Here is a 21,235-nt window from a genome sequence, read left to right as displayed (position 1 = left end):
TTCCCAGTCACCTCACGTAGGAGAAGATTTAACTTAAGGCGGTGAACGAAGCATTCAGCAGCTCCAGATGGCTGTCAAGGTCACGCTTCACATTTCCGCAGTAGGCGCCTAAGATCGAACCGGTGGTTCGGTCGGCTTGAACCGGACAATTCCCGGAGCATAGAAAAGCGATATTGCATCCTTTACACTCCGGCTGATTCAAGACATGACGTTCCTTCCAGAGCGCCAGCTTCTGGTCATCCAGCTTAAGCTGAGGGTAATACGTTCCAAGACTCCATTTGGGATTACCTATAATACTGGTGCAAGGGTAGACCTGGTGGTCCGGCGAGAAGGTGAATGTTTTTCCTCCGGCCGCCTCACAAAAATAATAGTTAGGGAAATAGTTATCTTTAGCGAGGCCTGTTCCCAGCACGTGCTCGAACGGCAGGGAGAGTCTGGTTAGATCACTGTTTAATACGACATTCAGCCTTTTTAGTTTATCGTTTGGCACATGCACTTTGATGAATTCCGTGAGCTGATAGCTGGGCAGCAGGCCCGGGGCGGAATTCCCTGCATAATTCTCAACGGGAGACAGTGAAACCGAGAAGTTAGGGTAAGCATTCCATTGCCGTTCCTGGAAGAAATCCAGGAGTTCATTCAGATGCTCTATATTCTCACCATCCAGATTGACACGAATAGCGATGTCGAAATTATGCTCCAGGAAGGAGTCAATCTGAGCGGTTATTTTCATAAAGGTTCCCTCATTGGCCCGGGTGATCCGCCGCCGGTCATGAACCGCCTGGGGGCCGTCTATGGTTAACTGGATTCTGAGCATGTCCTTGTAAGGCTCTAGCAATTCCTGATAGTGTGACAGGAACACCCCATTGGATATGACCGTTCCTGTAATTCCCCTAGCTTTGGCCTGCTCAAGAATAAGTCCGACGATAGAATGGTTCAGGGGCAGGAGCGGTTCCCCGCCAAAAATAACAAAATGATGCCGGGTAGACTGTTGCTGCTCCATGATTTGATCCATGGCCAGGAAGGCAGCCTGCACCTGATCTTCAGTCATCTGTTCATGGCTGGAGCGGATCTCTTGGGGCTCAAAGCAGTAGACACATTTCAAATTACAGGTCATGGAAGGACAGAACACAAAGGAAATGTCACCCGAGCCATGCTGATCCAGGTATTCTTTGTACCGGCGGATCAGGGCTTGCTCCTCTTCACGCTCCCTGTACAGATAACCTCTGCCGGCCAGAAACTGTTCTTCATCAGCGGTGAGAGTATATTCAACAGGCTGTTGTTTCTGGAGGAACTGGCTGATATGCTCTTCCACAATATCCATTGCGCCCGACAGGGAATTGAAGATAAGATGACGGCCGTTTCTTAAGCGATACGTAAGAATATATTCTGAAATATACAATATCTATCCCCCCTGGTATGAACAGCGGGAAGGCATAAGGATGCGCTTCCCGCTATTTCCCAAATATAAGGATGCTGTTAGATGGCTTTTTTGGTAGGATTGTTGATTTGAATGGATGCTTTCTGGCAACATGCCATTGGAACCGTAATTTCTTCAAGGTCTTTGGCTGAGAGATTCGTCCAGAGATCCTTGTTCTTCGTCAGTGATTTCATGTACATTACCTCCTCTCCTCTAAGAATATTTATGGCAAGGTAAATACCTTGACATCAGGGTAATGGAGTTCACTGGCAATAGCTTTCGAGCAGACGGTCCCGGTGCAGATCGAGATAGGTCTTCAGATACTGCCTTGTATCGCTGCAGTTCGATTCGAAATCCCGTAATTCCCCGTCTCTGCTTCCTTTCAGTACGCAGCCGCCCCCACAGAGAGGCGCAAGATTACAGTGTCTGCATTTGTCATTCACCACGATATCCCGTTGCCATCTCTGCCACTTCTCTTCATCCAAATGCAGCCCTTGAAGGTAGCTTCCAATCGAATAATCCGGGAATCCGACGGTTTCAACACAAGGATACAGCCGCCCGTCTGCACCAAATACGAGATTATGACGCTTTGAAGCACTGCAGCCGGACAGATCGAAGTAATAGTGGTCATCGTCTGTGTCAAACATAGCTTTGCGGAGTATCCGCAGCTTCTTCTCCATGAAATACCCCAGGCTGACCTTATACCTGCGCCGGGTGGCTTCCCAATCCGGGAAGAGTAAATGAAGCTGCTTCAGAAGATCAGATTCAGGCTGGAAGCCGGCAACCTTCCCCGTATTGAAATTATCATTGATCGGGGCAATCTGGCAGGAGAAATCAGATGAGCTTGTCCACTGAAGCCGCTCGAACCCGGCGAACATCTCCGGCAAATGCCGGACATTCTCCCGGCCTGTGTTGATTCGGACGGTTACGGGTATATGGTGCTCCAGGAGAAAAGTAATGTTCGAGCAGATAAGATCATAGCTGCCGCTGTTGTTCCTGTATTTACGCAGCTGGTCGTGGATCTCCTTCGGGCCGTCCAGTGTGATTTGCATATGGCGGAAATGCGCCGAGTGCTTCTGCAGAAAAGGGAAATACGCACCGAGTTCGGTACCGTTCGTAATGGAGAGAATAGGCCAACTCCGCTCAATAGCCTGCTGTAAAATATACTCCACCTGAGATTGATTACGGGCCAGGAAGGGCTCGCCCCCGAAAAGCTCGAACTGGACGGCCGCCTCAGGCTTCAGATGCACCATCTGATCCATCGCCTGAAATATCTCATTAATCTGTGCAAAGTCAAGCGTCGGCGAGTCCTGGTGAATGTCCGATTGGAAGCAATAAGGGCAGGCGAGGTTGCATTTGTAGGTGGGGCAGATTGTGAATTGTAAGGCCGGATGAGAGCGGTAGTAGGTTTCGAGTGATTCACGGACATATTGTTCTTCGTTCATATCCGTGAGATACCCTCTGCTCTTAAGCAGGGTACGCGTTTCCGGATCCAGATCGTTTAATGCAGATGTATCGGAGCTTCTATTAAAAAGAACACGGGCTACCTTAGGCTCAACCAAGTCTACAGCGCCGGTTAATGTATTCATGATCAGCAGAACATCATCGCTTAATCTGTATTTGTAGTTATACTTAGACAATCTCATACGCCCTCATCCTCCTCAGGACTGATAGAGTTGCATTTACTAACTTGTAAATAATGTAAAACTTTTCCTGATGGACAACTATGATAAAAGTCATAAAATAGGAAAAAATCTATTAAATGATAAAAAAACAGGGAAATAGAAATTCCCAATTACTCTTGCAATAAGTAGATAGAAGCGGTTAACCACTCCAGTCCGCACCTGCCGCCAACTTTCTCCGAAATCAGGTGCACAAATGTACCTCATTGTGCCAACCGTATCCTCACGCCAAAGACACCAGCCTCCGAAGATGCTGGTGTCTTTGCGCATGTCCAAGCGAACATGCCATCGCCCACACGCTACTACTTCTGCCAACTCTACTGCGCAGGAGAGAGAGTTAGCGTAAATGTCTTGTCAAACGGGGTCACCAGGTTAACCTGCACGGTTTTGTAGCTCTTCGGCGGGCCGGGTTCCGGGGATGTTCTGCCGAGATGGGCCATTTCGCCGCCCGTCAGGTCGATCCACTCTCCGCCAGAAGTATACCGAATCTGCCCGCCGCTCCACAGGAAGTTATCCTCGTCCACTGACTGCAGTTCTCCCAGGGTGAAGTTGTTCTGATCCGCTGGCTCTAGCTCACCTGAAGCGAAGTTACCTTCCCAGCCGAATTTGAAGGACAATTGAGCCAGGACCTGGGCAGGCTCCGCGCAGTGCAGCCGGATCGTCCAGCCCGTCTCTGTACGGTGTATCTCTGTCTCCACAGACAGCGTCTGTTCATGGGTCAGCGAACGGCTCTGATGCGGCAAAAGATACCACGGACTGACAGCCGTACCCGCTTCCGGCGGGAGAAGCGCACTCTCCACCGGACCGTAGTAGCCCTTCTTCTGCACGCCCTTCAGCAGGTAGCCCTCCGGCAGCCGGGTCATCTCCTGCATCGGCACGAACCCGGGGTAGAAGCTGGTATTCAGCTGCACGGCCAGTAGCCTTACAGCACCGTGACGCATCGCGAAGAACGAAGGCGTCTCCGTGATCAGCGTCACGCTGGTCGCCCCGTCTCTGAGCCGGGCCACAGGCGCCCCGAAGTCGGTATGCAGCCGGCTGTGGTAGATCCGTCCCTGGTGACCCGCTGACTCCATTCTTTGCAGATAGCGCTCCCGCAGGAAATCACCGTTCAGGATTTGCTCATACTGTACAGGCAGCTCTGCTGTAGCCTCCGGCGGCTGCTGCAGCTCCGGCTCCAGCAGCATACGTACCAGGGCGTTCACCGAGCAGACGCCTGGATTGGACAAGGAGCGTCCGGCCCATTCCGCCATACCGGCCAGCACGGCATCCTTGTCCGAACGGGCAAGGATCGCATACGGCAGATAATAAGGAGACAGATCATGGAGCACCCCCAGATCCTGCCGCCCGGAATAATCGGTCACGACTTCGCCGGACGGGTGAACAAGGTAGACCATCATGTGCAGGTTCCGGCGCACCGGTTCCAGCAGCTCCGGCTTATCCAGCAGCCGGGCGGCATGAATCAGCATAATATCACTTACGGCGCTGTAGATGCCGTTGCTCCGCTCGGTCCATTCCCCGTCCGGCGTGATGTCCATTCCTTCTGCCAGCCATTCATCCGCCCGCTGCCGGGCCTCTTCTCTGCCGAACAGCTCATAGAGAAACCCTAGCGCCGCGCACATCACCCAGCGGTGATTCGGAGTATGGACCCCGCCCGTAAGCATTACGGGGAGGGACTGCTCCAGGAACAGGAGCATGTTGTCCAGCACCGGCTGAAGCGGCGGCCACTCCTGCTTCGCCAGCAGCTGATATAACTGCGCGTAGCCGACCACAACGAAGGCCGTATCCGGCGGCGAATGATAATTCGTCCAGCCCGGGGAGATGGAGCCGTCCTGATGCTGGAAGCGCAGCACGAACTCCGTCGCCAGCTTCAGCTGTTCCAGCAGCTCCTCATCCCGGTAATACTTCGAATCCGGGTTCACCAGCGCCGCACCCCAGTAACACATATCCGTCGGGGTACCAGTGGTGTGATTCACCCAGGCAATCCCCGTATGGGGATCAAGGGTTCCCCCATAATACAGGTTGCTCTGATCCAGCACCTGCCGGGGAATTCCCTGCTCTACTGCTCTGTCATTACTCTCTACCAATTGCTTATACATTAGGTTCCTCCTTGCGGGAAGCTCTCTGGCTAATTTCTCTGATTCCTCTGATGCCCATCCGCCTGCGGCCTATCCTCTGCGCGCCAGCTTGGCTGTAAGCAGACGGTGGCTCTCATGTATCTCTTCCGGGCGGCAGGCCGCCTTCAGTTCATACACCTTGACCTGCGCCCGTTCAATCATCGGCAGATAGGCATCGTAGAAATCCGGATCTCCGCTGTTCACATAAGGGCACCAGTGGTCGGAGAGGCCGATCGTCTCATGAATATGGACGCCGACGATATCATCCATCAGCCCTTCCATTTCCACGATACTGTCGTACAGGCCCAGACGGTCCATCATAATGGCATGGCCGGTATCATACCAAATGCCGACCGGCGCTCCTTTTAACGCATTGATTATCGTCTTCGCTTCGGCGAGCGTTGGAATCTGCTGCGGCTTGGAGCGGGTCTCGATGCCGAAGCGGATATTCAGCCCCTTGGACACCGCGCGGTTACACACCTCGTCCAGACTCTCTATAATGGTCTGCACATAGCCTGTACTATACGCTTCACGCCGCTCCATCAGCTCCGCCCATTTGCTGCGGTAAGCTGCCGAATCCCTGCCCTGCCCCTCGTAGATCTGCTCCAGCTCCCCGGAGATATCATACGGGAACGGTACCTCGCCCGGATGCACTACCACGGCTTCGCCGCCGTAACGCTGAGCGTACTCTGCCGAGCGAACCAGCAGGTCTATCGCCCGCTTCCGTTTCTCCTTGTCCTCGAAGCCCAGCAGGACCGAATCCGTGCCGTAGTCAGGGTCCGGGACATGGGGGAACGTATTATGAACGCTCGATATACCGATCTCCCCGCGTTCAATCATCGGCTCGATGGTAACCAGCATTTCCTCCGTCACATTATAATTCAGCTCCACCCTGCGGAACCCCAGCTCCCGGATCTCATTAAGTAATCCATCACCTGTAGAATGACGTCTCATATTCCAGCAGGTGGAGAAGGAGAATTCTCCCTTATCCTCCACGACCATCTCTCCTCTCGCAACGCCTAAGTAATATCAATCAGCCCTTCACAGCTCCCAGCATAACACCACTGACGAAATATTTCTGCAGCCAAGGATAGACGACCAGAATCGGTACCGTGGCGAAGACGACAGTGGCGGCCTTGAGGCTCTCCGGCGGCAGCTTGGTGCGGGCCGCCCCCTCCAGGTTCGTCAGCTCAGTGATCATATTGTTCTGAACCATCTGGAATAGCTTCAGCTGAAGCGGATACAGATCGGGATTATTGATATACATCAGGGAATCCTGGAATCCGTTCCAGCGTCCTACCGCATAGAAGAGCGCAAGTGTAGCCATAACCGGCATAGATAACGGCAGAACGATTTTGAGCAGGGTGCGGATATGCGAGCTGCCGTCAATCTCGGCCGATTCTTCCAGACTCGGCGGAATGCTGCGGAAGAAGGAGATCAGGATAATCAGGTTGAACGGGCTGACCAGACCGGGCAGAATCAGCGACCATACAGAATCGATCATATGCAGATCACGGATCAGCAGGTACTCAGGAATAATACCGCCGCTGAAGAACATGGTGATGATGATCAGGTACATGAACATCGTACGGCCCTTCAGCTTGCTTTTGGTCAGCGGGTAAGCAGCTGCAACGGTGAAAAGCATACATAATACCGTAGTCGCAACCGTCAAAATAATGGTGAAGATCAGCGAGCGGATCATCGCATTGTCGGTGAAGACCTGCACATACGCCTTCCAGTTCAGCTCAATCGGGAAAATCGTAACTTCCCCGGAAGTAATAGCCCGCGTGGAGCTGAGGGACACCGCAATAACGTGTATAAACGGAGCCAGGCAGAACAGCACGAACAGCGCAATAAAGGTAACGTTAACGATATCAAATATCCGGTTAGAGGTACGTTCACTCATCGTACTCCGCCTCCTTTCTGTATAATCATAGAATGCCGTCGCCGGTCACTTTTTTCGATATATAATTGGAACCAAGGATGAACACCAGTCCAACCACCGCCTGGAACAATCCAACTACAGTTGCCAGCGTATATTGGCCCGATTCCAGACCAATCCGGTAGACGAAGGTACTAAGCACATCGGAGTATTCGCGCACTGCCGTATTCCCGATGATGTAAGGACGATCGAAGCCGATGCTGACCATTTTCCCCAGGTTGAGAATGAGCAGAGTAATAATGGTTGGTTTGATACTGGGCAACGTAATGTAGAAGATCTTCTTCATCCGGGTAGCCCCATCCACTTCAGCAGCCTCGAACAGCTCGCGGTTGACACCGGTAAGCGCCGCCAGATACAGGATGGTCCCCCAGCCGGCACTTTGCCAGACACCCGTGAACAGGTAGGTAATCAGCCATGGATTTTTTTCGGTCAAAAAAGGAATAGGATTCAGCCCCATGCTCTCCAGTACACCGTTCACCATACCGGATTGGTTGCCGAACAATTGATAGACGATACCCCCGATAATCACCCAGGAAATGAAATGGGGAATGTAGAGGAGGGTCTGTGATATTTTTTTGAACCATACCGACTTCACTTCATACAGCATAATAGCCAGAATAATCGGGGCCGGGAAAGACACTATCAAATCGAGAAAATTCAGCATAAACGTATTGCGCAGACTGCTGTAAAACTCCTTCATGCCAAAAACTTCGCGGAACGCATCGAAGCCGATCCACTCACTGCCGTTGATGCCTTGGAACAGGTTGAAATCCTTAAAGGCAATCTGCACCCCGTACATCGGGCCGTAGCGGAAAATCAGGAAATACATAATGGGCAGTGAAAGCAGCGCGTATAGTTGCCAGTACCTTCTGATGTAAGACGCTTTGCTCAAGTTCCTCTCCTCCTATGGAGAAAAAACCGGGCAGAGCAGCATGCCAGCTCCCCCCGGTTTTCACTTTTTTTAGTTTATTTGGCTGAAATCTCTGTAAGCGCCTGCTCCAGCTCCGCTTTCAGCTTGTCTCCGCCCAGAGACATGTAGTCCTTCATTTCCTGTTCGAAAATAGTATCGAATTGATCCGGCTTCGCCATCGCAGTCTTCACGATGATCACGTTAAGCTTGTCGCTGAGCGTAGTGCCGTATTTCGATTCCGATTCAATCGGCTTGCCGAAGACGATAGGACCCACAGTATCTGTGTTGGCAATATCAATAGACTGCTTCAGCGCCTCCTGGTTGTTGGCAGGGAAGCCCAGAATCCAGGCTTTCTCATTGGTAGCCTGATCGCCGAGGTTCTTACCGTTGGAGATAATCGCGGTGTCCCCGGAAGTGAACAGACGGTCTTGGAATTCCTGGGAAACATCAGCCTTAACGACCGGGATGCCGTCCACCATATCATAGTTCTCGCCTTCAACACCGTTGTAAATGTCAATCAGGTTGTTGCCAGTCGCCATCCAATCGAGATATTTCACCGCTTCCACCGCACGCTTGCTGCTCTTAGGGATCATGATGTACATACCGTTCGAGGCATAGCGGGATTTGATATATTTATTGTCCACCTTGGCATTGGTGAGGATATCCGCCGGCAGCACCTTGCTGCCCGGCACATTCTTGTAGAGATTATCAAGAGTGCCATCGGCATAAAACATACTATCCACATCCTCCGACCAGAAGCCGACGTTGCCGTTCTGAATATCCTTGGATACCTGGGCTTTGTCTTCATCCAGACTGAAGTCCTTGCTGACCAGCCCTTCATTGTAGAGCTTGTTGAGGAACTGTGCCGCATCCTTGAAGCCCTCATGCAGCGGCAGCTCGTAGCGCTGGCTGTAAGTAAGGTCACCGCTGATCGGCTTGATGAAGGAGTAGATCAGGGTCTCCAGCTGAGCCGAGCCGAGGGACATACCCATCGGAATGGTTTTGCTGCCAAGACCGCCCGGGTCCTTCTCTTTAAACGCTTTCAAAGTAGTGTATAGCTCATCGGTGTTCTTCGGTACCGGCAGCCCCAGCTTATCCAGCCAGTCCTGGCGGATGTATGAAGCGTAGCGGCCTGTAATCGCCCGTTTACCAGGGATAGCGAACTGCTTGCCGTCGAGCTGGCCGAAGGCCATCGTCTCGTCACCAATGAATTTCTTCAGCGTCTGGCCGTGCTCCTCTAATAAGGAACCTACGTCGGTCAACCCGCCCTGCTGGGCGTAACGGTAGAAGACACTGGAATCATAAGTGAAGACAATATCCGGCACATCCGTATTACTGGCCATCAACACGTTCAACTTGGTCACTTCTTCAGAACGCTGCACCGGGACAAATTCTACATTGATATTATTAGGATCACCGAAATTTTTCTGAATCATCTGGGACACGAAGTTGTTGGTAATGGTGTATTGCTTCGGCGTTTTACCGCGGTCGAAGATCTCCACCTTCAAGGTTACGCGTTCCGCGCTCTTCCCGGGTGCGTCTGTACCTCCGGCTGCCGAATTCGATTTACCGTCTGAGGAACAGCCTGCAAGCAGAGTAGCTCCCATTACTGCGGTCAAGCCGATGCCGATTGCCTTCTTCAGAACTCTTTGGTTTACGTTCACTGTCATTGTTCCATCTCCCTCGCCTTAGCAGGCTATAATGGTGACTTCATGATACCCCCGAGCTTGATGATGCCCGTATGTCTTATTCGTTCATCCCGTTCATGTAGGCCGGCCTCAGTGTTTCAAGGCTGCTTGCTGCTGCGGGATGACCACAGTATTCCATAACATTCGGAGGTCTGACAATAAACCTGTTTCGGATGCGATAAAGCGCCTGAATTCGGACATCCGGTTTATCAGACTAACGATTTTCGTACAATAAACCGCTTTCATATCAGCAAAAACACAGGCCGCATCGCTATTCGCCCCCCTTGTTCAGCGGTTGGCGTAAGAGAAATGCGGCCTGGACCTTACACGAATGCGGCAGATGAATCCCATGCTTAACCATCAAACGGAATTCCTTCATTTCCCCAGCTTACGCTAGTCCTGCGGCTCCAATCTGGAGGCTGCTTCGCGGCGTCTGGAGGAGCGGTAATCGCCCGGCGTGATGCCGGCAATCCGCTTGAAGACTCTTCCGAATGAAATGGCATTCCCATACCCTACTTGAAGTGCGATATCCTGGAGGGAACAATCCGTATCTATCAGCAGCTGCTCGGCTTGCTTCATCCGCAGCTCAGTTAGGAAATCCACGAACTTCATTTTGAATTCGGTCTTGAACAGATAGCTGGCATATTTGCCGGAGACCTGGAACCGGTCACTCAGATGCTTCAGCGAGAGATCGGGATTCGTGAAATTCTCTTCGATATAATCCTTCATCTCATTGACCATGGCCCGGTAGCTCTTCGTTTCGCTGGCAGAGACATAGGTGCGGAATAAGTCGGTGACATATTCGAATAGAACCGTCTTCACTTCATGGAGCGCCTCGGCCTCCTCCAGCTGCTTCAGCCGGACCTCAGCATTCTCTGCCGACAGCTCGTCCTGCAGCTGTTCAGACATCACCGCCACTTCCCGGCTCAGCATCTGCAGCATAGCCTGGATCAGGGAACGGATATCCTCGTCCTTCAGGAAATCCTGTTCAAACGACTCGAAGATCCGTTCCAGCTGCTCCCGCCACTGGCCGCTCGACATGCGGAAATACTTCACGAATTCAGCAATCATCTGCAGATATTTATACGTCTCAAGCAGCGGCTGGCGCGCTTCGCCGCTGCCTGCCAAGACGATATCCTCATGAATCAGCAGCTTGTGCTGCATCACATATTCGGCTGCCGCATAAGACTCCCGGATCATCCCCGGCCCGGCGGCAGCGGAGCCGATACCGAAGCTGAGCGAGATCCGCAGATTCTGCTCGACCCAGGAGCGGCAATCCTCCGCGAAGACCCGGAGCTTGGCCTCCATCTCCTGATCGCTGCCAGTCGCCAGGAACAGAATCGCTGCGCGTTCGGTTCCCACCCATTCTGCCCATCCCTGCAGCTCCGCATTCCGTGCCAATTCCTGAAATACATTCATCAGGGCAAACTTCAGCGTATTCTGATCCCCCCGGGTATACCGGTCCTCGAATACCTGCTCATAGCGGTTGATCTCCCCAAGCACAACGATGAAGCGCGAGGAAGCATTCGCACCGGTAAGCGGAGATAGCTCCTCCAGCCGCCGGGTCACCTGCTCCAGCCGCTCGCTATGCAGCAGATCGGTGAACAGCTTGCTGCGCTGCAGCAGCAGGTTCTCCCTGGTTTTGGTATCATAATCGGTCATGTGGTTAATCAGATTCTCCAGCACGCCGTCAATCAGCATCATCTCGTCCGGCCTGTCGGTAGACTGATCCATCGTGCGGATCTGATGGCCTTCAATCCGGTTCATAATCACCTGGATCGGCTTATAATTGCGCCGGGTTACATAGATCAGATACAATACCGCACAGAGCACGGTCCCCACCGCAATCGCTACCCAGAGATAAGAGATCACAGAGACCCAACTGAACAGATTCCCCGCCTTGATTCCGCTCTCGAACGTCCAGCCGGTTCTCTCCAGCTTAAGTGTGTTCAGCAGCTTGCCGTCAGCCGCACCTTCCGTATCGGAATGGGCCTGGTACACGGTGTTGCCATTGCCGTCCAGAATAGTCATGAACGAGAGCTGCTGGTTAACCATGCTGTCTATGAGCTGCTCCAGGGCACTCACTTTGATGTTAATGACTAGTATTCCCCCGGAGCCGAAGGGAAGCGGCATTGCTTTATTGGTTGTCAGCACACGAATTTCTGTACGCTGGGACAGACCCGAATGATAATCCCTGACCGGTTGCCAGCCTTCCGGTACTGCCGGAGTCGAAGTCATGGCCCTGATCCAGTCCTCATCGGCGAATCCCTCCAGCTCCTTCAGTCCCGTATCGGTTAGAACGCTTCCACGCACCCGGTCATACAAATACACCGACTGGATATATGAGGATTCCTGTATCAGATTTCGCAGACTCTGGGCAACCGCATAGACCGTCGCCTGGTCCGGCTGGCTCTGCGTATTGAAATAACGTTTGTAGACCTCGCTCCGCTCTACCGCATCCAGCACCGACAGCTCGGCTTCCTTGATCGTCCGGTCCACACTATCCCTGAGATAGCTGGCGGAGATGCGGTCTGCCTTCTTCGTCTCCGTCCGGGAGATATCATTAATAAACACAAATGAGGCAAAGATCAGAATCGTCACCGTCAGCAAAAATATAGGGAAATAAGACAGCAGCAACCGGCGATACCAGGAACGGGACATTCGACAACCTCCTCCACAACCATCAGAATACCCGGCCGCATCCGGCCGCTTCATATACATATCGTCCAAGGCTGCTCTGGGGCGGCTATGGACTTCAGATCTATTTCATCTGCGGCAACCGGCCATACTGACCGCCGTTCGAATTCCTGCCATTATAGCACATGCGCTTCCCCTCCAGCTAACCAGATAAAGTCATTCTACCCGCAGCCCCTCCCTCCCCGCGCACCTGTGCCAATGCCCGCTTGGGAATAACGGGCTGGAGTGGGTAAATGTGGAGATTAGCTGCTGGCTGTGGACTAACTTCTGTCTGGGACCGGCTAATTAGATGAACTGTGATGGGCCGAACTCACCACTTCCAATTAAGCAGCATTGCTGCACTTTGAGCAGGAATTATCTAAATTAGTTACTGGCTGTGGCGTATTGTTGCAGCATTTGCAGGAATCCTAGTGTATAAAGTAAATTAGGGCTGGCATTGTTGCTTTTCGTGCAGGATTTCCGCACAGGCCGCTCCTGTTGAGCAACATTGTTGCAATTTATGCAGGACTTCCGCACTCACCCTTATCTGCTGAATTCAGGTGCACTAATGCTCTTCATTTCCTCATTTCGCTCAAACTTGCCGAATTCAGGTGCACTAATGCTCTTCATTTCCTCATTTCGCCCACATCTGCTGAATTCAGGTGCACTAATGCTCTTCATTTCCTCATTTCGCCCACATCTGCCGAATTCAGGTGCACTAATGCTCTTCATTTCCTCATTTCGCTCAAACTTGCCGAATTCAGGTGCACTAATGCCCCTTGTTTCCTTAATTAGCTACCAGCCCGTACAATAACAAAATCACCCCGAAGGGTGAAATGTTCAAACCATATACTATCCCATACATCATCTATCCCGAGGCGGCTCGCCCTAAACCCGCAGGCTACAAACCGCTATGTTCCCGGATATACCGCCGCGCCTTGATCGCATATTCCAGCGGATCGGCCAGCGCCGGGTCCTGCTCCGCTTCAACAACGAACCATCCCGTGTAGGGGGAGGCAGCCAGTTCGGCAAAAATCTCCCCGAATGCGATACAGCCATCGCCCGGTACGGTGAAGGCTCCCGCTTTTACCGCCTGAAGGAAGCTTAGGTTCTCTGCCTTCACCCGCTCGACTACCCCCGGACGGATGTCCTTCAGATGCACATGCTTAATCCGCGGCAGATGCTCACGCAGCACCTCCAGCGGATTCTCGCCGGAGAAGGCCAGATGTCCCGTATCGTATAGCAGCGACACTTCATTAGGATCTGTAAGCTCCATCAGCCGGGCAATCTCCGCTGCGGTCTGCACCCCGGTGCCCATGTGATGGTGATAGACCAGCGTCATGCCCTTCTCAGCCGCCAGCCGTCCCAGCCCGCTAAGACCTGCCGCAAGCGCAGCCCAATCCGCTTCGGTAAATACCGGCTTGTCAGCGAACAGCGGCGTATCCATCTGCCCCTGAATACTCCGGCCCTGCTCGGATACGACAATGACCTTGGCACCCATCTCATGCAGGAAATCCCGGTGCGCACGGAAGGCTTCCGCTGTCTCCTCATACGGACGCACCGTCAGGAAGGCGCTGAACCAGGCACTGGCGATACTCAGACCGCGCAGTTCCAGTGCCTTGTGCAAAAGCTCCGGGGAACGCGGATACTTGTTGCCCACCTCGCTGCCCTCATATCCGGCAAGCGCCATCTCGCTGATGCATTGCTCGAACGTATTGCCGCCACCCAGCTCAGGCATATCATCATTCGTCCAGGCAATCGGAGCGATCGCCAGCCGGACGGCATTGTCTCTGAACATGCTCATGTTCTACCCCTTCCACAATCCCAAGTATGGCAGAATCCTTGATCCACTGTGCGCCGTCTGCCTTGGTTCGCGCACATGCAGCGCCCGCTTAGTAGCTCCGGGCTTTCTTGAGTCCGCTGTGCTTCCGGTCATAAGCCTCCTGTACCGCTTCCTTGCCGGACACTTCCGCAACCCCGACATTCCACCAGGCCCCATAGCCGTGGGTCATCGTCTTCGGCAGCACTTTGATGTCGATCAGCGTGGAGCGTTCCGATTGGCGGGCCGCCGCCAGGGCCGTGCGAAGCTCCTGGGCTGTAGACGCGCGGAAGGTCTGCACCCCATAACCGGCCGCACTCGCCGCATAGTCGATCCGCATCAGCTCACCGCTGAGCTGGCCGTCCGTACCCCGGTGGCGGAATTCTGTGGCTATGCTGTCCATTCCCTGCTCCATCTGCAGATTATTAATACAGCCGAAGCCTGCATTATCCAGCAGAAGGACGTTGATCTTCCGGTTCTCCTGCAGGCTGGTTACCAGCTCGGAATGCAGCATCTGGTAGCTGCCGTCCCCTACCAACGCGTAGACTTCACGCCCCGGCTCAGCCAGCTTGATGCCCAGCGCCCCGGCAATCTCATAGCCCATACACGAGAAGCCGTATTCCATATGGTAGGTATCCGGTATCTCCGAGTTCCACATCCGCTGCATATCTCCCGGCAGACTACCCGCCGCTCCAATGACAATCGCATCCTGCGGAATCGCTTCATTAATGATCCCCAGCACCTGCGTCTGGGTCAGCGAAGTACCTAGCACCTCTGCATATTCCGGGAGCTTCTCATCGAGATGTCCGGCTACCTCCGGGGTGAACGCACCTGTGTTGCCGATGTTCACCGGATACTCCACACCAGCCAGGCGTTCCCTCTCTGCAGCCCACGATTTCTTCGCCTGGGTGATCTCATCCGTATACCCAGAGCGGTATCCCCGCTCTTCCAGCGCTGCGGCTAAGGCGTTCAAGCCTTCGGCAGCATCGCAGACCACCGCCAGCGCATCCAGCTTGGCCGCATGATATGGCGAGGCGTTCAGCGTCAGGAATTCCACCTCAGGATGACTGAACAGACTCTTCGAGGCGGTGGTGAAGTCCGTAAACCGGGTGCCGACGCCGATCACCAGATCGGCCTCAGGGGCCAGCGCATTCGCGCAGCCGTTGCCGGTGACGCCGATGCCGCCGAGGTTGTACTCGAAGCTGCTGGCTACGGCGCTTTTGCCGGCCTGGGTCTCTCCGAACGGAATGGCGAATTTCTCGGCAAAAGCGCGCAGCGCCGCTCCGGCATCCCCATACCGGACACCCCCGCCGCAGACCAGCAGCGGGCGCTGCTTGCTGGCGATCAGCTCAGCCGCAGCCGCAATCTCCTGCGGATGAGGCAGCCGGGCGATGACCCGGTGAATCCGCTTGCGGAAGAAATCAGCCGGATACTCCCAGGCTTCGCCCTGCACATCCTGCGGCAGCGCAATCGTAACCGCCCCGGTATCTCCCGGATCCGTCAGCACCCGCATCGCGTTCAGCATTGCCGACATCAGCTGCTCCGGCCGGGTGACCCGGTCCCAGTATTTGCTGACTGCCTTGAAGGCGTCATTGACCGTGATCGACAGATTATACGTATGCTCCATCTGCTGGAGCACCGGGTCCGGCTGGCGGGTAGCGAAGGTATCTCCCGGCAGCAGCAGCACAGGAATCTGATTCGCCGTTGCTGTTGCAGCAGCCGTCAGCATATTAGCAGCCCCCGGCCCTACTGAAGCCGTACAGGCCATAATCTTCCGTCTGCGGCTCTGCTTGGCGAACGCGGTTGCCGCGTGAACCATCCCTTGCTCATTGCGTCCCTGATACACCGTCAGCTCTCCCGGTGCCTCCTGCAGCGCCTGCCCCAATCCAAGTACATTGCCATGCCCGAACACGGTGAATACCCCGTGCACGAAGCGTTCCGGCCCGCCGCCGTAATCCACATACTGCTGATTCAGAAATTTAACCAGCGCCTGCGCTGTCGTTAATCGGATACGTTCCACTTCATGTCCTCCCTTCGCCTTGTCTACTGCCAGCGGGCAGTGACGACTTTTTTGCGCGTATAGAATTCCACCCCGTCGCTTCCGTTCGCATGAAGATCGCCGTAGAAGGAATCCTTCCAGCCTGAGAACGGGAAGAAGGCCATCGGTGCAGGCACTCCAACATTGACTCCCAGCATGCCGGACTCGATATGTTCGCGGAAGTAACGGACTTTCCCGCCATCATTCGTGAAGATACAAGCTCCGTTCGCAAACCGCGAGCGATTCGCAATCTCCACCGCCTGGGCTACATCCTTCACCCGGATCACCGACAGCACCGGCGCAAAAATCTCCTCCTGCCAGATCTTCATCTCCTCTGTCACCCCGTCGAACAGCGTAGGTCCGATGAAATAACCGTCTCCCTGTACCGCCGCATCCTCACGGCCATCCCTGAGCAGCTTCGCGCCTTCGGCGATCCCCTGTTCAATGTAGCTAACTGTCCGCTCTTTATGGCCTTGACGGATCACCGGCCCCAGGAACGTATCCTCCTCCAGTCCATTCCCGATGGTCATGCTGTTGCACTCCCGCAGCAGAATCGAGATCAGCTCATCAGCAACTTCCTCCTGCACCGTTACCACCGAGCAGGCCATGCAGCGTTCCCCGGCAGAGCCGAAGGCCGCATTCACAATCTGGGAGGCCGAAGCCTCCAGGTTCGCGTCCGCCAGTACGATGGAGTGGTTCTTCGCTCCGGCCAGCGCCTGAACGCGCTTGAGATGGTCCGTTCCTTTTTTGTATACATATTCCGCCACCGGCTGCGATCCGACAAAAGAAATCGCCTTCACATCCGGGTGCTCCAGCAACCCGTTCACCACCTCATGCGCGCCGTTCACCACATTCAGCACACCGTTAGGCAATCCGGCTTCCTCCAGCAGCTCCGCAAGGCGGGCCGCCAGCAGCGGTGTACGCTCCGATGGCTTCAGCACAAAGGTGTTGCCGCAGGCAATCGCCAGCGGGAACATCCAGCAAGGCACCATCATCGGGAAATTGAACGGGGTAATCCCGCCAACCACTCCAATCGGATAGCGGTACATGCCTGACTCGATGCCAGTCGCAATATCCGGCAGCTGCCGGCCCATCATCAGTGTCGGAGCACCTGCTGCGAATTCTACGCATTCAATGCCGCGTTGGACCTCGCCGTAGGCTTCTTTGAAGCTTTTGCCGTTCTCCAGGGTGATGATCTTCGCCAGCGGCTCCCAATTCTCTACTAGCAGCTGCTGATATTTGAACAGAATCCGTGCTCTGCGCGGCACCGGTGTTGCGGACCAGCCTGCAAAAGCTGCCTTAGCCGCCGCCACCGCCCGGTCTACATCGGCTCTGCCGGATAGAGGCGTTCTGCCCAGCAGCTCACCTGTGGCCGGATTCACTACCGGCTCCGTCTGCTCCGTATCGGCTGTTACCCATTGCCCGTTGATATAATTTTTGAGTACTTGTGCCGTTTGCTCTGTCATTCTGTCCACTCCTTCTGTTCTATATAAAGTCTGCTGACTAACCTTACTTATTGCGCTCCTGCTGTAACCTCCTCGTTGGTTCGCAGGAATTCCTCCAGCTCCTCCAGGGTTGGCATAGCATCGGAGCAGCTGTGGCGGGAGATGACAATGGATGCTGAAGCACTGCCGCGCCGCATCGCCTCGCTGACACTGTGCCCGCTCATCAGACTGTGGATAAAGGCTGACGCATAGGAATCACCTGCACCGAACGTCTTGAGTACTTTTGCCGGGAAAATCCCGCTCCGGTGGCTCTGTCCATCCGCTGTATAGCCAATTGAGCCGCTGCCGCCGTGCTTGATGACTACCAGCTCTGCCTGATGCGAGAACCAGCGGGCTGCCGTGGCCTGATCATCGGCGCCAGCCAGATTATACAGATTCTCCATCATGTCGAATTCTTCGCGCGTGCCGATGATGCAGTGGCTTTTCTCAGCAGCAAGGTTATAGTAGACCGCCGTTTCAGCGGCTGATGTCCAGGTATAAGGGCGGTAATCGAGATCGAAGAACACGGTCACATTATGCTTGCGGGCAAATTCCAGTGCCAGGAACACCGCTTCGCGGGAAGGGCTCTGCGCCAGCGCCGTACCGGAGATGAGCAGCGCCTTGGAGCTGGCGATGTACTCCTCCGAGATCTCCTCCGTGTTCAGCAGCAGATCAGCCACATGGTCGCGGTACATTAGAATGCTGCATTCCTGCGGGCTCTTAATTTCTGTAAAAGCCAGCCCCGTCACCGCACCCGTCCGGTCCACGCACACCTGGCTGTCGTCAATGCCATCCTTGCGCAGATAGCTGCGGATGAACCTGCCCATCTGGTCGTCGGCCAGCTTGCCGATGAAGCCGGTACGCATGCCGAGCCGCGCTGCACCAATGATAATATTGGCCGGAGAGCCGCCGACATATTTGGTGAAGGTCATCGTCTCTTCCATCGGCCGCCCGGTCTCATTGGCGTTCAAATCAATACACAACCGGCCAACAGCAACTACATCCAGCCGCCGGTCAGGGTCGAACTGTAAACCGTTCATAGTGATGCCTCCTTGATCAAGCTAGGGAAAAGGTAGTTCGTTCCGTAATACGAATGGCTGTAAAACGTCATGAATTGGACAATGAAGATGTGAATCGAGCAATGAAACTGTATTTCACACAGTGAAGTTGTAATTCGTACAGTGAAGCTGTAGGTAGATCGCATGGTGAAGTTGTAGATCGTACAGTGCAGCTATAAATCGCATACGCGTAAGATTATTTTGATACTGCTGTAAGAGTCGCTTGGCGTGTGGATTGAGCATTTCAACATTTAATCGTTTCCTTCGGCACAGAATGTTTCATTTCTTTTCGGGGGAAGGGTAAGCGCTTAACCTAATTTTCTACTTTAGTATAGTTTAGAAGCGAGCTTTTGGCAATCCTCAATTTGAAAGCGATATCAATAATCGGGTGGAAGGAGATGAAGGGGGATATCCCCCCCCGGAAAAACAGGTGGAAAACCGCAGCTTAATTCCGCGTTTTTTGATACTTAGGAGCAAGCAAGTGGAAAAAAAGCAACTCCTGTGATTGATTTTTCCTCCACGGGGGGTGTCGGGATTATTTAAGTGCCCTTTTTCCAACTACTGCTCCTCCGGCGGGCAATCGTTCCTCAGTAGTTGTAGTAAATCCACTTGTTCTCCGACTTAGCACACGTTGTTGCCTAGCGGGGAGAGTCGGCTAGCCCATTGTCTTCGGTTTGTGGCATACATTCGGTCCGCTCGCTTGCTAACTGGCACATTGTGTTCGGTTTTTCGCTTACATCTCGCCCACACGCCTCCACAGCGCCCATTGTGTTCGGTTTTTCGCCTACATTCGGCCGTGTTCCCTCGCGGCGGTGCATTGTGTTCGGTTTTTCGCCTACATTCGGCTGTGTCCCCTCGCGGCGGTGCATTGTGTTCGGTTTTTCGCCTACATTCGGCTGTGTCCCCTCGCGGCGGTGCATTGTGTTCGGTTTAATACGAAAATAAAAGTCGGGATGCGACTGATGCACCCGACTTATTTTCATTCCTGGGGGTGACAAGGCCTCTGTCTTGTCATGCCTGTTTTTCGCTTACATTCCGCCCACGCGCCTCCGCAATATCCATTATGTTCGGTTTTTCGTTTACATCTCGCCCACGCACACTCGCCCCGCCCAATGTATTTGGTTTTCTACATACATCCGGCCACGTCCCTCCACACACTCGCGCTCTTCCCCCACTACAGCACGCAAAAAAAGACCCGCTCCCAGCCGCAGCCGGAACAGGTCTTGAATAGATAGTGTGTGGTTAGTGCGGAACCGGACCCGTCGAATGGCGGATGACAAGTTCGGGCATCAGCATGATTTTGCGCTTGGGGCTGGTGGGGTTACTGATTGATTCATTCAGCAGAAGCATCGCCTGCTCGGTCATCTCGCGCAGAGGCTGGGCGATACTGGTCAGCGAGGGATGGCAGATTTCGGCCAGCATCGTATTGTCGAAGCCTACTACGGACAGGTCGCGGGGAATGGACAGGCCGGCACTGCGCGCCTCCTTGAGCACCCCGATCGCCAATAGATCGTTGCAGGCAAAGATGGCAGTCGGGCGTACGTCCTCTGCCTGGTTCAGCATCTCTGCCGCTGCGGTGCGCCCGTTCTCCAACGTAGCCGAGGTGTGAATCATATTCGCCGGATTGTCAAAAGAAACCCCCGCCGCCTTCAGCGCATCCAGGAATCCCTCCACACGCAGCCTGCTCCCCGGCAGATTGTCAGAGATCACTCCCAGCCTGCGGTGACCGAGGGACAGCAAATATTCCGTGGCCTGATAGCCGCCTTTGTAATCATCGACGGTGACACTGTTGCCCTCCAGCATACGGATATCGGCTGAGAACAGCACAAGCGGCACATGATCAGCCACCATTCCGCGAATCAGCTCAGGATTCCCCGTATGAGAGGCAATAATCAGGCCATCCACCCGTTTGCGCAGCAGCAGCGAGATGTACCGGGCCGCCTTCTCATCGCTGCGGTCCGTACTGCACACGATTAAGTCGCTGCCCTGCTCCTGGGCGTAATCCTCGATGCCGCGGGCCGTCTCCGCAAAAAAAGGATTGGCAATATCGGGGATCATCAGCCCGATGGTACCCGTCCGGCGGCTGGTCAACGCAGAAGCTACCAGACTGGGCTGGTAGTTCAGCTCCTCCATGACCCGCCCTACCTTTTCCCGCGTCTTGTCGCTGATCCGGCCGCTTTTATTCAATACCTTGGACACCGTAGCGATAGAGACGCCTGCTTCCCGTGCCACATCATAGATCGTAGGTTTCATTGTTATTAAGCCCGCCTTTGCGTTCATGCCTTCTTATCCTTCGATTATAAGGAAGTCCTCCCACGCTGTCTATCTATCGGGTATGTGTGTCTTCAACAAACCAGCTATTTAAATAACCCTTACGGGTGAATGAGATTACCTACGCGCCAGCAAA

Annotated in this window: 14 protein-coding genes; all 14 read right to left on the bottom strand. The window is 54.1% G+C overall.

Going from position 1 to position 21,235, the window contains the following annotated elements; all coding sequences use genetic code 11:
* Window positions 1-28 precede the first annotated feature (28 nt).
* The 14 genes from NYE26_RS06325 to NYE26_RS06260 all read right to left on the bottom strand — a co-directional run bounded on the left by NYE26_RS06325 (window position 29) and on the right by NYE26_RS06260 (window position 21,081).
* A complete protein-coding gene (locus NYE26_RS06325; RefSeq protein ID WP_339254710.1) occupies window positions 29-1,399 on the bottom strand; it encodes a radical SAM protein in 1,371 nt (456 codons plus the stop codon).
* A gap of 77 nt (window positions 1,400-1,476) precedes the next feature.
* Window positions 1,477-1,617, bottom strand: coding sequence for a hypothetical protein (locus NYE26_RS06320; protein ID WP_339254708.1), 141 nt, complete (start codon window positions 1,615-1,617; stop codon window positions 1,477-1,479).
* 63 nt (window positions 1,618-1,680) lie between these two features.
* The gene (locus tag NYE26_RS06315; RefSeq protein ID WP_339254706.1) at window positions 1,681-3,063 is read right to left on the bottom strand and encodes a radical SAM protein; all 1,383 of its coding nucleotides are present in this window, start codon (window positions 3,061-3,063) and stop codon (window positions 1,681-1,683) included.
* A 353-nt stretch (window positions 3,064-3,416) separates the two neighbouring features.
* On the bottom strand, window positions 3,417-5,195 hold the full coding sequence (locus NYE26_RS06310; protein ID WP_339254704.1) for a hypothetical protein: 1,779 nt from the start codon (window positions 5,193-5,195) through the stop codon (window positions 3,417-3,419).
* Window positions 5,196-5,264: 69 nt separating this feature from the next.
* A complete protein-coding gene (locus NYE26_RS06305) occupies window positions 5,265-6,215 on the bottom strand; it encodes a TIM barrel protein (protein ID WP_339254702.1) in 951 nt (316 codons plus the stop codon).
* A 31-nt stretch (window positions 6,216-6,246) separates the two neighbouring features.
* Window positions 6,247-7,119: a carbohydrate ABC transporter permease gene (locus tag NYE26_RS06300; protein ID WP_036725750.1), complete on the bottom strand. Its 873-nt coding sequence runs from the start codon at window positions 7,117-7,119 to the stop codon at window positions 6,247-6,249.
* A 25-nt stretch (window positions 7,120-7,144) separates the two neighbouring features.
* Window positions 7,145-7,984 (bottom strand): ABC transporter permease subunit, encoded by an 840-nt coding sequence (locus NYE26_RS06295; RefSeq protein ID WP_235191891.1) that lies wholly within the window; start codon window positions 7,982-7,984, stop codon window positions 7,145-7,147.
* A gap of 137 nt (window positions 7,985-8,121) precedes the next feature.
* Window positions 8,122-9,735, bottom strand: coding sequence for an extracellular solute-binding protein (locus NYE26_RS06290; RefSeq protein WP_036725756.1), 1,614 nt, complete (start codon window positions 9,733-9,735; stop codon window positions 8,122-8,124).
* 411 nt (window positions 9,736-10,146) lie between these two features.
* Entirely contained in the window at window positions 10,147-12,414 is a 2,268-nt protein-coding gene (locus NYE26_RS06285; RefSeq protein ID WP_339254699.1) for a helix-turn-helix domain-containing protein, read from the bottom strand.
* 916 nt (window positions 12,415-13,330) lie between these two features.
* Window positions 13,331-14,227, bottom strand: a complete 897-nt coding sequence (gene iolE, locus NYE26_RS06280) for a myo-inosose-2 dehydratase (protein ID WP_339257353.1) — start codon at window positions 14,225-14,227, stop codon at window positions 13,331-13,333.
* 94 nt (window positions 14,228-14,321) lie between these two features.
* Window positions 14,322-16,268 carry a 3D-(3,5/4)-trihydroxycyclohexane-1,2-dione acylhydrolase (decyclizing) gene (gene iolD, locus NYE26_RS06275; protein ID WP_339254697.1) on the bottom strand — a complete coding sequence of 649 codons (1,947 nt, stop codon included), beginning with the start codon at window positions 16,266-16,268 and terminating at the stop codon, window positions 14,322-14,324.
* Between the two features lie 23 nt (window positions 16,269-16,291).
* Entirely contained in the window at window positions 16,292-17,752 is a 1,461-nt protein-coding gene (locus NYE26_RS06270; protein WP_036725762.1) for a CoA-acylating methylmalonate-semialdehyde dehydrogenase, read from the bottom strand.
* A gap of 47 nt (window positions 17,753-17,799) precedes the next feature.
* A complete protein-coding gene (iolC, locus tag NYE26_RS06265) occupies window positions 17,800-18,810 on the bottom strand; it encodes a 5-dehydro-2-deoxygluconokinase (RefSeq protein ID WP_339254693.1) in 1,011 nt (336 codons plus the stop codon).
* Window positions 18,811-20,070: 1,260 nt separating this feature from the next.
* Window positions 20,071-21,081 carry a LacI family DNA-binding transcriptional regulator gene (locus NYE26_RS06260; RefSeq protein ID WP_339254691.1) on the bottom strand — a complete coding sequence of 337 codons (1,011 nt, stop codon included), beginning with the start codon at window positions 21,079-21,081 and terminating at the stop codon, window positions 20,071-20,073.
* Between the last annotated feature and the right edge of the window lie 154 nt (window positions 21,082-21,235).

It is taken from the genome of Paenibacillus sp. FSL P2-0136 (assembly GCF_037975325.1).
GTDB classification, from domain to species: Bacteria; Bacillota; Bacilli; order Paenibacillales; family Paenibacillaceae; genus Paenibacillus_AQ; species Paenibacillus_AQ silagei.
Note: the sequence above shows the minus strand (reverse complement) of the source record. Positions and strands in the feature narration are given on the sequence as shown.